The following is a 12,505-nucleotide window of genomic DNA, read 5'->3' as shown; positions in this document are numbered from 1 at the left end:
GCCAGCTGGTACCTGCTCAACGGCATCGGTATCGCCTACGCCGGTGTCAGCTTCGTCATGACGATCGTGATGACGGCCTTCGAGCTCTTCATCCAGGCACTGCAGGCGTACGTCTTCGTCCTCCTGACGTGCACCTACATCCAGGGCGCGCTCGCCGAGCACCACTGAGCGCCCCGCGCAGCAACAACCCCCTGATCGTCCGGTGGCCAACCCCCACCGGTCCGGAAAGAAAAGGAAGAACTGGCATGTCCCAGACCCTTGCCGCTGTTACCGGCTCGATCGGCTCCATCGGTTACGGCCTCGCTGCCATCGGTCCCGGCGTCGGCGTCGGCATCATCTTCGGTAACGGCACCCAGGCCCTGGCCCGCCAGCCCGAGGCCGCCGGCCTGATCCGCGCCAACCAGATCCTCGGCTTCGCCTTCTGTGAGGCGCTGGCGCTGATCGGTCTGGTCATGCCGTTCGTCTACGGCATCAAGTAATCAGCTGATTCACTTCCAGCCGACCAGACGAAAGGCAGAAACATGAGCCCGCTGCTCACGGTCGCGGCAGAGACGGAGAACCCGCTCCTCCCGCCGATCCCCGAGCTTGTCATCGGCCTGATCGCCTTCGTCATCGTCTTCGGTTTCCTCGCGAAGAAGCTCCTCCCGAACATCAACAAGGTTCTGGAGGAGCGCCGCGAGGCCATCGAGGGCGGTATCGAGAAGGCCGAGGCCGCGCAGACCGAGGCCCAGAGCGTCCTTGAGCAGTACAAGGCTCAGCTCGCCGAGGCCCGCCACGAGGCCGCGCGCCTGCGCCAGGAGGCACAGGAGCAGGGCGCCACGCTCATCGCCGAGATGCGGGCCGAGGGCCAGCGTCAGCGCGAGGAGATCGTCGCCGCCGGCCACGCCCAGATCGAGGCCGACCGCAAGGCCGCCGCGTCCGCGCTCCGGCAGGACGTCGGCACGCTGGCCACCGAGCTGGCCGGCAAGCTCGTCGGCGAGTCCCTCGAGGACCACGCCCGGCAGAGCCGTGTGATCGACCGCTTCCTCGACGGCCTCGATGAAGCCGCTTCGAAGGCCGAGGCGACTCGATGACCATGCACGGAGCCAGCCGTGAGGCGCTGACCGCCGCACGGGAGCGTCTGGACGCGCTGACGGACTCCACCTCCGTGGACGCCGGCCGGCTCGCCGACGAACTGGCGGCCGTCACCGCGCTGCTCCACCGCGAGGTCGGTCTGCGTCGGGTCCTGACCGACCCGGCGCAGTCCGGCGAGGCCAAGGCCACGCTGGTGCAGCGCCTGCTCGGCGGACAGATCGGCGGCACGGCCACCGACCTGGTGTCCGGCATGGTGCGTTCCCGCTGGTCGCAGCCCCGCGACCTGGTCGACACGCTGGAGGAGCTGGCGGACGTCGCCGACCTCACGGCGGCACAGCGGAACGGCACGCTCGACGACGTCGAGGACGAACTGTTCCGCTTCGGCCGGATCGTCTCCTCGAGCACCGGCCTGCGCGCGGCCCTGACCGACCGCGCCGCGGCCGCCTCGGCCAAGAAGGAACTGCTGCGCCGGCTGCTCGGCGGCCGCACGGCCCCGACCACCGAGCGTCTGGTGACGCGCCTTGTGACCGCGCCGCGGGGACGTAGCCTGGAAGCGGGACTGGAGTCCCTGACCAAGCTCGCCGCCGAACGCCGCGACCGCATGGTCGCCGTCGTCACCTCGGCGGTCCCCCTGAGCGACACGCAGAAGCAGCGCCTCGGCGCGGCCCTCGCCAAGCTCTACGGCCGCCAGATGCACCTCAACCTCGACGTGGACCCCGACGTCCTCGGCGGGATGCGGGTGCAGGTCGGCGACGAGGTCATCAACGGCTCCCTCGCGGACCGGCTCGAGGACGCCGCCCGCCGCATGGCGAGCTAGCAGCAACTCAACACGCAAGACGTACACGACGGCCCTGGTTGGGCCGTGCAGAGGATTCACCTCTTATTGGGGGGAGTCCCCGACTCGTGGAATACCCCCCAAGTGAAACTTCGGGCCCAACAAGGAGAGCAGGGAACCCAGATGGCGGAGCTCACGATCCGGCCGGAGGAGATCCGGGACGCGCTGGAGAACTTCGTCCAGTCGTACAAGCCGGACGCGGCCTCGCGCGAGGAGGTCGGTACGGTCACCCTTGCCGGCGACGGCATCGCGAAGGTCGAGGGCCTTCCCTCGGCCATGGCCAACGAACTGCTGAAGTTCGAGGACGGCACCCTCGGCCTCGCCCTCAACCTCGAGGAGCGCGAGATCGGTGCCATCGTCCTCGGTGAGTTCAGCGGTATCGAGGAGGGCCAGCCGGTGCAGCGCACCGGTGAGGTTCTGTCCGTCGCCGTGGGCGAGGGCTACCTCGGCCGCGTGGTGGACCCGCTCGGCAACCCGATCGACGGCCTCGGCGAGATCGAGACCGAGGGTCGCCGCGCCCTCGAACTGCAGGCCCCCACGGTCATGCAGCGCAAGTCGGTGCACGAGCCGATGGAGACGGGCTACAAGGCCGTCGACGCCATGACCCCGATCGGCCGCGGCCAGCGTCAGCTGATCATCGGTGACCGTCAGACCGGCAAGACCGCGCTGGCCGTCGACACGATCATCAACCAGCGTGACAACTGGCGCACCGGCGACCCGAACAAGCAGGTCCGCTGCATCTACGTCGCCATCGGCCAGAAGGGCTCCACCATCGCGTCGGTCCGGCGCTCGCTGGAGGAGAACGGCGCGCTGGAGTACACGACCATCGTGGCCGCCCCGGCGTCCGACCCGGCCGGCTTCAAGTACCTGGCGCCGTACACCGGTTCCGCCATCGGTCAGCACTGGATGTACCAGGGCAAGCACGTCCTGATCATCTTCGACGACCTGTCGAAGCAGGCCGACGCCTACCGCGCCGTGTCGCTGCTGCTGCGCCGTCCGCCGGGCCGTGAGGCCTACCCGGGCGACGTCTTCTACCTGCACTCCCGTCTGCTGGAGCGCTGCGCGAAGCTGTCCGACGACATGGGCAAGGGCTCGATGACGGGTCTGCCGATCGTCGAGACCAAGGCCAACGACGTCTCGGCGTTCATCCCGACCAACGTCATCTCCATCACCGACGGCCAGTGCTTCCTGGAGTCGGACCTGTTCAACGCCGGTCAGCGCCCCGCGCTGAACGTCGGTATCTCCGTCTCCCGAGTCGGTGGTTCCGCGCAGCACAAGGCGATGAAGCAGGTCTCCGGCCGTCTGCGCGTGGACCTGGCCCAGTTCCGTGAGCTGGAGGCGTTCGCCGCCTTCGGTTCCGACCTGGACGCGGCCTCCAAGGCCCAGCTGGAGCGCGGTCAGCGCATGGTCGAGCTGCTGAAGCAGGACCAGTACCAGCCGATGGCCACCGAGGACCAGGTCGTCTCCGTGTGGGCCGGTACCACCGGCAAGATGGACGAGGTGCCGGTCGCCGACATCCGCCGCTTCGAGAAGGAGCTCCTGGAGTACCTGCACCGCAAGGAGCAGGGCCTCATGACCTCCATCAAGGAGGGCGGCAAGATGTCCGACGACACGCTCCAGGCCACCGCCGAGGCGATCGCCGAGTTCAAGAAGCAGTTCGAGACGGGCGACGGAAAGCTGCTCGGCGAGGACACCCCGGCCGCTGCCGCCAAGTGACGTAAGGAAGGGACCTGACTCATGGGAGCCCAGCTCCGGGTCTACAAGCGTCGCATCCGATCCGTCACCGCGACCAAGAAGATCACCAAGGCGATGGAGATGATCGCCGCCTCGCGTGTCGTCAAGGCGATGCGCAAGGTGTCGGCCTCCACGCCGTACGCGCAGGAACTGACCCGCGCGGTCACGGCGGTCGGAACCGGGTCCAACACCAAGCACCCGCTGACCACGGAGGCTGACAACCCGACCCGCGCCGCGGTGCTGCTCCTGACGAGCGACCGCGGCCTGGCCGGCGCCTTCAACTCCAACGCCATCAAGGCGGCGGAGCAGCTGACCGTGCGCCTCGAGGGCGAGGGCAAGCAGGTCGACGCCTACATCGTCGGCCGGCGAGGTGTGGCCCACTACAACTTCCGTGAGCGCAAGATCACGGAGTCGTGGACCGGCTTCACCGACGAGCCCTCGTACGCGGACGCCAAGACGGTGGCGGCCCCGCTGATCGAGGCCATCCAGCAGAACACCGAGGACGGCGGCGTGGACGAACTCCACATCGTCTACACGGAGTTCGTCTCGATGATGACGCAGACGGCGACCGACGCCCGGCTCCTGCCGCTGCGCCTCGAAGAGGTGTCGGAGCAGGCAGTGGCGAAGGACGAGATCCTTCCGCTGTACGACTTCGAGCCCTCGGCCGAGGACGTCCTCGACGCGCTGCTGCCGCGCTATGTGGAGAGCCGTATCTACAACGCGCTGCTCCAGTCGGCCGCTTCGAAGCACGCCGCCACCCGGCGCGCGATGAAGTCGGCCACCGACAACGCGGGCGAGCTGATCAACACGCTCGCGCGTCTTGCCAACGCGGCCCGCCAGGCCGAAATCACCCAGGAAATCAGCGAGATCGTCGGTGGCGCGAGCGCCCTGGCCGACGCGACCGCGGGGAGTGACAAGTAATGACCACCACTGTTGAGACGGCCACGGCGGCGGGCCGCGTCGCGCGGGTCATCGGCCCGGTCGTCGACGTGGAGTTCCCCGTCGACGCGATGCCGGAAATTAACAACGCCCTTCACGTCGAGGTCGCCGACCCGGCGAACGCGGGCGAGAAGAAGACGCTGACGCTCGAGGTCGCCCAGCACCTCGGTGACGGCATCGTCCGCACGATCTCCATGCAGCCCACCGACGGCCTGGTCCGCCAGTCCCCGGTGACGGACACCGGCTCGGCGATCTCGGTCCCCGTCGGCGACTTCACCAAGGGCAAGGTGTTCAACACCCTCGGTGAGGTACTGAACGTCGACGCCGAGTACGACGGCGAGCGCTGGGCGATCCACCGCAAGGCGCCGAACTTCGACGAGCTCGAGTCGAAGACCGAGATGTTCGAGACCGGCGTCAAGGTCATCGACCTGCTGACCCCGTACGTCAAGGGCGGCAAGATCGGTCTGTTCGGCGGCGCCGGCGTCGGCAAGACGGTGCTCATCCAGGAGATGATCTACCGCGTCGCCAACAACCACGACGGTGTCTCCGTGTTCGCCGGTGTCGGTGAGCGCACCCGTGAGGGCAACGACCTCATCGACGAGATGAGCGAGTCGGGCGTCATCGACAAGACCGCGCTCGTCTTCGGTCAGATGGACGAGCCCCCGGGCACCCGTCTGCGCGTCGCGCTGGCCGGCCTGACCATGGCCGAGTACTTCCGCGACGTCCAGAAGCAGGACGTGCTGTTCTTCATCGACAACATCTTCCGCTTCACGCAGGCCGGTTCCGAGGTCTCCACGCTGCTCGGCCGTATGCCGTCCGCGGTGGGTTACCAGCCGAACCTGGCCGACGAGATGGGTCTCCTCCAGGAGCGCATCACCTCGACCCGCGGTCACTCGATCACCTCGATGCAGGCGATCTACGTCCCCGCGGACGACCTGACCGACCCGGCCCCGGCCACCACCTTCGCCCACCTCGACGCGACGACGGTTCTGTCCCGTCCGATCTCGGAGAAGGGCATCTACCCGGCCGTGGACCCGCTGGACTCCACGTCCCGGATCCTGGACCCCCGCTACATCGCGGCGGACCACTACAACGCGGCCATGCGCGTGAAGAACATCCTGCAGAAGTACAAGGACCTGCAGGACATCATCGCGATCCTCGGTATCGACGAGCTCGGCGAGGAGGACAAGCTCGTCGTCCACCGTGCCCGCCGCGTGGAGCGCTTCCTGTCCCAGAACACCCACGTCGCCAAGCAGTTCACCGGTGTGGACGGCTCGGACGTGCCGCTGGAAGAGTCGATCGCGGCGTTCAACGCGATCTGCGACGGCGAGTACGACCACTTCCCCGAGCAGGCGTTCTTCATGTGCGGTGGTATCGAGGACCTGAAGAAGAACGCGAAGGAGCTGGGCGTCTCCTGAGCATCGAGCTCACCCGAGGGGGCGGGTGCGGTCCCGCCCCCTCTCCCACGCCCCTTAGAATTGACCCCAACACCCGGCAGCCCTGCCGGGTGGTGACCCGAGGAGCCACTCTTGGCTGCTGAGCTGCACGTCGAGCTGGTCGCCGCCGACCGCCAGGTCTGGTCCGGCGAGGCCACCCTGGTCGTCGCGCGCACCACGTCCGGCGACATCGGCGTCATGCCCGGTCACCAGCCGCTGCTCGGTGTGCTGGAGTCGGGCCCGGTGACCATCCGTACGAGTGAAGGTGCAACCGTCATCGCCGCTGTGCACGGCGGTTTCATCTCGTTCGCGGACAACAAGCTGTCGCTGCTGGCGGAGATCGCCGAACTCTCGGACGAGATCGACGTCCAGCGCACCGAGCGGGAGCTCGAACGCGCGAAGGCGGAGGGCGACGCTCATGCCGAGCGCCGCGCGGAGGTCCGACTGCGCGCGGCGACGGCGAGCTGAACCAAGCCAGCCGTGTGATGACGTCACTCAGCCGCGGCCGGAACCGGAGCAATCCGGTACCGGCCGCGGCTGAGGTGAATGTGGGTGTTTTTTCCGTTCCATTACCTAGGAGACGAGGAGGTCGGTGTCGATGGTCCTCGCTCTGACTGTGTGCGGGCTGGTGGTCTTGCTCGTGGTGATGGGACTGTTCGTCTTCGGCCTGCGACGCAGGCTCATCCAGCGTTCGGGCGGCACCTTCGACTGCAGCCTGCGCTGGGACGTACCGGAGAAGGCCGACACCAGCGGCAAGGGCTGGAGCTACGGTGTCGCCCGCTACAACGGCGACCGCGTCGAGTGGTTCCGTGTCTTCTCCTACGCGCCCCGCCCGCGCCGCACCCTGGAGCGGGCCTCCATCGAGGTGGCCGGCCGCCGTCTGCCCGAGGGCGAGGAGGAACTCGCCCTGCTCTCCGACGCGGTCGTCCTCACCTGCCTGCACCGCGGTACGCGCCTGGAACTCGCGATGAGTGAGGACGCGCTGACGGGCTTCCTGGCCTGGCTGGAGGCGGCACCGCCCGGCCAACGGGTGAATGTGGCGTAGCCGCATTCGCTCGTTGGCTGGGGGTCCCCCCCGGACGAAGTCTGGGGGAGGGTGAATGTGGCGTAGTACGGCGAAGAGCGCCCCCGGACCTGGTCCGGGGGCGCTCCGCTGGTCTCGGGACCCGTGGGCCCTTACGACAGACCGCTGTTGATGGCGTTCACCAGCTCGCCGTTGCTGGTGTCACCGCTGAACTCCCAGAAGAAGGCGCCGCCGAGGCCCTGCTGCTTGGCCCAGGACATCTTCGTACCGATGGTGGCCGGGGTGTCGTAGGACCACCAGTTGCTGCCGCACTTCGCGTAGGCCGTGCCCGCGATGGTGCCGGTGGCCGGGCAGGACGTCTTGAGCACCTTGTAGTCCTCGATGCCCTGCTCGTACGTGCCGTTCGCCGGGCCCGTGGCCGTGCCGCCCGGGGCGTCCTGGGTGACGCCGGTCCAGCCGCGGCCGTACAGGCCGATGCCGATGAGCAGCTTGCTGGCCGGCACACCCTTGGACCTGTACTTGGCCATCGCGTCGGCCGTGGTGAAGCCGGCCTGCGGGATGCCGTTGTACGAGGTGAGCGGGGAGTGCGGGGCGGTGGGGCCCTTCGCGTCCCAGGCGCCGAAGAAGTCGTACGTCATCACGTTGTACCAGTCCAGGTACTGCGCCGCGCCGCCGTAGTCGGCGGCGTCGACCTTGCCGCCGGAGGTGCCGTCGGCGGAGACGGCCGCCGTGACCAGGGCGCTGTTGCCGAACTTGGCGCGCAGTGCGGCCGCCACGTTCTTGATGGCCGCGGACCCGCTGGTGTCACAGGTCAGACCGCAGGCGTTCGGGTACTCCCAGTCGATGTCGATGCCGTCGAACACATCGGCCCAGCGGGAGTCCTTCACCAGGTCGTAGCAGGACTGGGCGAAGGCCGTGGGGTTCTTGGCCGCGTCCGCGAAGCCGCCGGACCAGGTCCAGCCGCCGAAGGACCACAGCACCTTGATGTTCGGGTACTTGGCCTTGAGCTGGCGCAGCTGGTTGAAGTTGCCGCGCAGCGGCTGGTCCCAGGTGTCGGCGACGCCACTGACCGATTCGGCGGCGGTGAACGCCTTGTCGTAGTCGGCGTAGGAGTCGCCGATCGTGCACTTGCCGCCGGTGACGTTGCCGAAGGCGTAGTTGATGTGCGTGATCTTGGCGGCCGAGCCGGACGTCACGATGTTCTTGACGTTGTAGTTGCGGCCGTAGATGCCCCACTCGGTGAAGTAGCCGAGCCGGACCTTGTTGCCGGGCGGGGGAGTGGTGCCGCCACCGCCGCCGGTGGTGCGCACGGCGACCGAGCCGCTGACCGGGCCGGTCTGGCCGGCGGTGTCGCGGGCCTGGACGCTGTAGGAGTAGTCGGTGCCGGCGGTCAGTCCGGTGTCCGTGTACGAGGTCGTCGTCACGGTCGCGACCGTCCTGCCGTCGCGCAGCACGTCGTAGTTCTTGATGCCCTTGTCGTCGGTGGCCGCGCCCCAGGTGAGCTTCACCGAGGTGTCGGTGATGTTCGAGGCGGTCGGGGTGCCCGGGGCGGAGGGCGGGTTGTCGCCGGGTACGGTGCTGCCGCCGTCACAACTGCCGCCGTTGAGCTTGCAGTTGCTCGGGGAGCCGGCACCGGCGCCGTTGAAGCCGAAGGAGACGGAGGCGCCCGGGGCGAGGGTGCCGTTGTAGGACTTGTTCTTCGCGGTCCAGTGGGTGCCGGAGCTGGTCACGTCCGCGTCCCAGGCGGAGGTGACAGAGGTCCCGGAGGGGAAGTCCCACTCGATGGTCCACGAACTGATGGCAGCGGAGCCGGAGTTGGTCACCGTCCACTTGCCCTCGAAGCCGGTGCCCCAGTCCTGGGTCTTGGCGTAGGTGGCGGTGGCCGATGTCGCGGCCTGGGCGGAGCCCGCGAGGCCGACAAGGCCGGCCAGCGGGAGCAGCAGGGTCGCGAACCCGGCCGCGGCTCTGTGTCTGAAGCGCATACCGCGCCTCCTCTTGTGAGGTCGCCTGCGGGGCGCTATGGCCACCCCTTCGGCGGTGGGGGTTGTGGTCGGGGGCGTGACTGAGCCATCACGCCACCGGTGCCGCGAGAATAGAAAGGTCTGGACCACGGGTCAATAGGTCTGGACCAGTTGCCCCGTCGGCCCTCAGATCCCCAACTCCTGCGCCAACACCGCCGCTTGGACCCGACTGCGCAGCTCAAGCTTGCCCAGCAGGCGGCTGACGTGGGTCTTCACCGTGCCCTCCACGAGGTCGAGGCGGAGGGCGATCCCGGCGTTGGACAGCCCCTCACCCAGGCACGACAGCACCTCGCGCTCCCGGGGGGTCAGGGTGCCCAGCGCGGCCGGCGCCGCTTTCGCCTCCCGTGCCGGCGCGGCGGCGAACTCGGCGATCAGGCGCCGGGTGACGGCGGGCGCGACGATCCCCTCCCCGCGTGCCACCGTGCGCACCGCCTCCACCAACTCCCGCGCCTCGGCGCTCTTGAGCAGGAGCCCGGCCGCGCCCGCGCGCAGCGCCCCGAAGGCGTACTCGTCGAGGCCGAAGGCGGTCAGCACGAGGACGTCGGCCGGCCGCTCCGCGACCACCTGCAAAGTCGCCGACACCCCGTCCAGCCACGGCATCTGAATGCCCATCACCACCACGTCCGGACGCAGTTCGCGGGCCGGCGCCACCGCCTGCTCGCCGTCCGCCGCCTCGCCGGCCACTTCGATGCCGGGCGCGCTGCGCAGGATCAGGACCAGCCCGGCGCGGACGGCGGGCGACGACCGCCGCGGTGCCGGCGAGCAGGGCGGCCCCCGGCCGGGTGCGGCACAGCAGCTCGCACCCCGCCATCACCAGCAGCGGGACGGCGACCGCCCAGTCCTGGTCCAGGACGGAGGCCGGGGCGTGGCGAGCGCGGGTGTGCGGCCCGATGCCGATCAGCACCAGCCCGCCGAGCAGCCCGCCGCCCCGTCACGGACTGGTCCGGGCGCGCCACGAGGGCGGCCTCTGGCTGCGTACCCTCGTCGCGTCCTGGGTCTCCCTCGCCGTGCTCCGGGCGGCGGTCCTGTACGCCGGCGACCCGTCCGCCACCGAGCCGCTCAGGTCCTGGCACGGGACGACGCTGCGGATCGCCGGGATCCACGGGCTGATCGCGCTGTCGTACCTGCTCTTCCCCAGGAAGGCTCCGGCCGGGCCGGACCGGCCGGACGAGGAGCGCACACCGGCCCGACGGTGAGCGGGCGAGAGGTGCGCCGGCGGGAAGGAGCGCTCAGCGTTCGCCGCCCGGCACCCACAGCACGTCACCGGAGGCCTTGTTGGCCGTGCGCGCCAGGATGAACAGGAGGTCCGACAGCCGGTTGAGGTAGGTCGCGGTGAGCGGGTTCATCGTCTCGCCGTGCTCCTCCAGGGCGGCCCAGGTCGAGCGCTCGGCCCGGCGGACGACCGTACACGCCTGGTGGAGCAGGGCAGCGCCGGGAGTCCCGCCGGGGAGGATGAAGGAGCGGAGCTTGCCGAGTTCGGCGTTGAAGCGGTCGCAGTCCTCCTCCAGCCGGTCGACGTAGAACTGCTCGACCCGCAGCGGCGGGAACTCCGGGTTCTCCGCCACCGGCGTGCACAGGTCCGCGCCCACGTCGAACAGGTCGTTCTGCACCCGGGTGAGGACCTCGGTGATGTCCTCGGCGAGCCCGCCCAGCGCGATCGCGGTGCCGATCGCCGCGTTCGCCTCGTTGGCGTCGGCGTACGCGGAGATCCGCAGGTCGGTCTTGGCGACCCTGCTCATGTCGCCGAGGGCGGTGGTGCCCTTGTCCCCGGTCCGGGTGTAGATGCGCGTCAGGTTGACCATGAGGCCAATCTAGACGCTCCCGCGACGGACGCGGAGCGCCGTTTCCGCGGTGGCGCCAACCCGGCCCGAGGCGCCAGGAATTCGCGGCCGCGCCCGCCCGCACCGGACGTGACGGGTGTCTCACGCCCTGAGACAGTGACGCGCATTACTTACGGGTCTCAAGGACCCGTGTGAGCGCTAATGTCCGCACAGGAGCCAGGCGTAAGCAGCGGGTGAGCGCCAAGCGCTCGCGCGGTGGTCGCGCGGTGGTCGCGCGGTCCTCGCTCAGTCGTCGCGCAGTCGTTTTCGAAGGGGAGTCGTCAGTGGCACGGAAGCTCGCCGTCATCGGGGCCGGTCTCATGGGGTCCGGCATCGCCCAGGTCTCCGCGCAGGCGGGCTGGGACGTCGTCCTGCGGGACGTCACTGACGAGGCACTGAGGCGTGGCACGGACGGCATCAAGGCCTCGTACGACAAGTTCGTCGCCAAGGGCCGGATGGAGGCGCACGACGCCGACGCCGCCCTCGCCCGCATCACCACGACCACCGACCTGGACGCGGCCGCCGACGCGGACGTGGTGGTCGAGGCCGTCTTCGAGAAGATCGAGGTCAAGCACGAGATCTTCCGCACCCTCGACAAGCTCGTCCGCGAGGACACCGTTCTCGCCTCGAACACCTCCGCCATCCCGATCACCAAGATCGCGGCCGTGACGGAGCGCCCGGAGCGCGTCGTCGGGGTGCACTTCTTCTCGCCGGTGCCGATGATGCAGCTCGTCGAGCTGGTCCGCGGCTACAAGACCAGCGACGAAACCCTCGCCCGGGCACGGGAGTTCGCCGAGTCCGTGGGCAAGACCTGCATCGTGGTCAACCGGGACGTGGCCGGCTTCGTGACCACCCGGCTCATCTCGGCGCTCGTCGTCGAGGCGACCAAGCTGTACGAGTCGGGCGTCGCCACCGCCGAGGACATCGACCTCGCCTGCAAGCTCGGCTTCGGCCACGCGATGGGCCCGCTCGCGACCGCGGACCTGACCGGCGTCGACATCCTGCTGCACGCCGCCGACAACATCTACACCGAGACCCAGGACGAGAAGTTCGCACCGCCGGAGCTGATGCGCCGGATGGTTGACGCCGGTGACATCGGGCGCAAGAGCGGGCAGGGCTTCTACAAGCACTGAGACCGGACAGGGGCCACTGGGATCACCCGTGAGGGTGAATTCGGTATCGGTTCGCTTACAAGCAGCAACCAGATCGCCGCAGAAGCAGTCAGAGGTTGCACAGCCACCGCCACGGAGATACGCCACAGCATTCACGGGGAGCGCATATGTTCATCAGGGGCGACCACGCCGAGCTGGTCGTCGGGGGCCGCCTCGACGTCCGCAGCGCGGCGGACGCCCGTACGGTCCTGCACTCGGCCGTCGACGACGGGACCGGCGACCTGGTGCTCAACCTGTCCGAGCTCGACTCCTGGGACGCCACCGGACTCGGCGTGATCATGGGTGTCCACCGGCGGGCCGGGCGCTGCGGCCGGCGGCTGGTGCTGCGGGACGTGCCGCCGCAGATGCAGCGCCTGCTGGTGGCCACCCGCCTGCACCGCATCCTCGCCATCGAGGGCGGCATCGGCGTCGAGTCCCTCCCCCGCGTCTAGACCAGTACCTTCCCGCCCG

The 12,505-nt window shown here is 69.2% G+C and carries 15 protein-coding genes; 12 read left to right on the top strand and 3 right to left on the bottom strand.

From position 1 onward, the window contains the following. The 9 genes from CG719_RS36295 to CG719_RS09155 all read left to right on the top strand — a co-directional run. On the top strand, positions 1-168 hold a 168-nt coding region (locus CG719_RS36295), incomplete at its 5' end, for a F0F1 ATP synthase subunit A (RefSeq protein WP_234375504.1). A gap of 77 nt (positions 169-245) precedes the next feature. Then, the gene (gene atpE, locus CG719_RS09190) at positions 246-479 is read left to right on the top strand and encodes an ATP synthase F0 subunit C (protein WP_100568043.1); all 234 of its coding nucleotides are present in this window, start codon (positions 246-248) and stop codon (positions 477-479) included. Between the two features lie 42 nt (positions 480-521). Next, on the top strand, positions 522-1,073 hold the full coding sequence (locus CG719_RS09185; RefSeq protein WP_100568042.1) for a F0F1 ATP synthase subunit B: 552 nt from the start codon (positions 522-524) through the stop codon (positions 1,071-1,073). 2 nt (positions 1,074-1,075) lie between these two features. Next, a complete protein-coding gene (locus tag CG719_RS09180) occupies positions 1,076-1,891 on the top strand; it encodes a F0F1 ATP synthase subunit delta (protein WP_100568041.1) in 816 nt (271 codons plus the stop codon). 141 nt (positions 1,892-2,032) lie between these two features. Next, positions 2,033-3,625, top strand: a complete 1,593-nt coding sequence (gene atpA / locus CG719_RS09175) for a F0F1 ATP synthase subunit alpha (RefSeq protein WP_100568040.1) — start codon at positions 2,033-2,035, stop codon at positions 3,623-3,625. A 21-nt stretch (positions 3,626-3,646) separates the two neighbouring features. Next, the gene (locus CG719_RS09170) at positions 3,647-4,564 is read left to right on the top strand and encodes a F0F1 ATP synthase subunit gamma (RefSeq protein ID WP_100568039.1); all 918 of its coding nucleotides are present in this window, start codon (positions 3,647-3,649) and stop codon (positions 4,562-4,564) included. Beyond that, complete coding sequence (atpD, locus tag CG719_RS09165) at positions 4,564-6,000, top strand: F0F1 ATP synthase subunit beta (RefSeq protein WP_100568038.1); 1,437 nt, start codon at positions 4,564-4,566, stop codon at positions 5,998-6,000. Before CG719_RS09170 ends, atpD begins: the two co-directional genes overlap by 1 nt. Positions 6,001-6,111: 111 nt before the next feature. Next, positions 6,112-6,486 (top strand): F0F1 ATP synthase subunit epsilon, encoded by a 375-nt coding sequence (locus CG719_RS09160; RefSeq protein ID WP_100568037.1) that lies wholly within the window; start codon positions 6,112-6,114, stop codon positions 6,484-6,486. A gap of 130 nt (positions 6,487-6,616) precedes the next feature. After that, positions 6,617-7,063: a DUF2550 domain-containing protein gene (locus tag CG719_RS09155; protein WP_100568036.1), complete on the top strand. Its 447-nt coding sequence runs from the start codon at positions 6,617-6,619 to the stop codon at positions 7,061-7,063. Positions 7,064-7,194: 131 nt separating this feature from the next. On the opposite strand, the gene CG719_RS09150 is transcribed toward CG719_RS09155, so the two are convergent. Together CG719_RS09150 and CG719_RS09145 are read right to left on the bottom strand one after the other, a co-directional pair. Continuing rightward, entirely contained in the window at positions 7,195-9,024 is a 1,830-nt protein-coding gene (locus tag CG719_RS09150) for a glycoside hydrolase family 18 chitinase (protein WP_100568035.1), read from the bottom strand. Between the two features lie 165 nt (positions 9,025-9,189). Further along, positions 9,190-9,783 (bottom strand): LuxR C-terminal-related transcriptional regulator, encoded by a 594-nt coding sequence (locus CG719_RS09145; RefSeq protein WP_100568034.1) that lies wholly within the window; start codon positions 9,781-9,783, stop codon positions 9,190-9,192. A 32-nt stretch (positions 9,784-9,815) separates the two neighbouring features. Here CG719_RS09145 and CG719_RS09140 point away from each other — a divergent pair, with 32 nt between their 5' ends. Further along, entirely contained in the window at positions 9,816-10,259 is a 444-nt protein-coding gene (locus CG719_RS09140) for a hypothetical protein (RefSeq protein WP_159024837.1), read from the top strand. 33 nt (positions 10,260-10,292) lie between these two features. On the opposite strand, the gene CG719_RS09135 is transcribed toward CG719_RS09140, so the two are convergent. Continuing rightward, the gene (locus CG719_RS09135) at positions 10,293-10,865 is read right to left on the bottom strand and encodes a cob(I)yrinic acid a,c-diamide adenosyltransferase (protein WP_100568032.1); all 573 of its coding nucleotides are present in this window, start codon (positions 10,863-10,865) and stop codon (positions 10,293-10,295) included. A gap of 302 nt (positions 10,866-11,167) precedes the next feature. On the opposite strand from CG719_RS09135, the gene CG719_RS09130 reads away from it, so the two are divergent. Further along, positions 11,168-12,016, top strand: coding sequence for a 3-hydroxyacyl-CoA dehydrogenase family protein (locus CG719_RS09130; RefSeq protein WP_100568031.1), 849 nt, complete (start codon positions 11,168-11,170; stop codon positions 12,014-12,016). Positions 12,017-12,162: 146 nt separating this feature from the next. Beyond that, positions 12,163-12,486: an STAS domain-containing protein gene (locus CG719_RS09125; RefSeq protein WP_100568030.1), complete on the top strand. Its 324-nt coding sequence runs from the start codon at positions 12,163-12,165 to the stop codon at positions 12,484-12,486. The last annotated feature ends 19 nt before the right edge of the window (positions 12,487-12,505 follow it).

The organism is Streptomyces sp. CB01373 (assembly GCF_002803075.1).
Classification (GTDB): domain Bacteria; phylum Actinomycetota; class Actinomycetes; order Streptomycetales; family Streptomycetaceae; genus Streptomyces.
The sequence above is the reverse complement of the archived record's forward strand: the minus strand, read 5'-3'. Positions and strand labels throughout refer to the sequence as shown.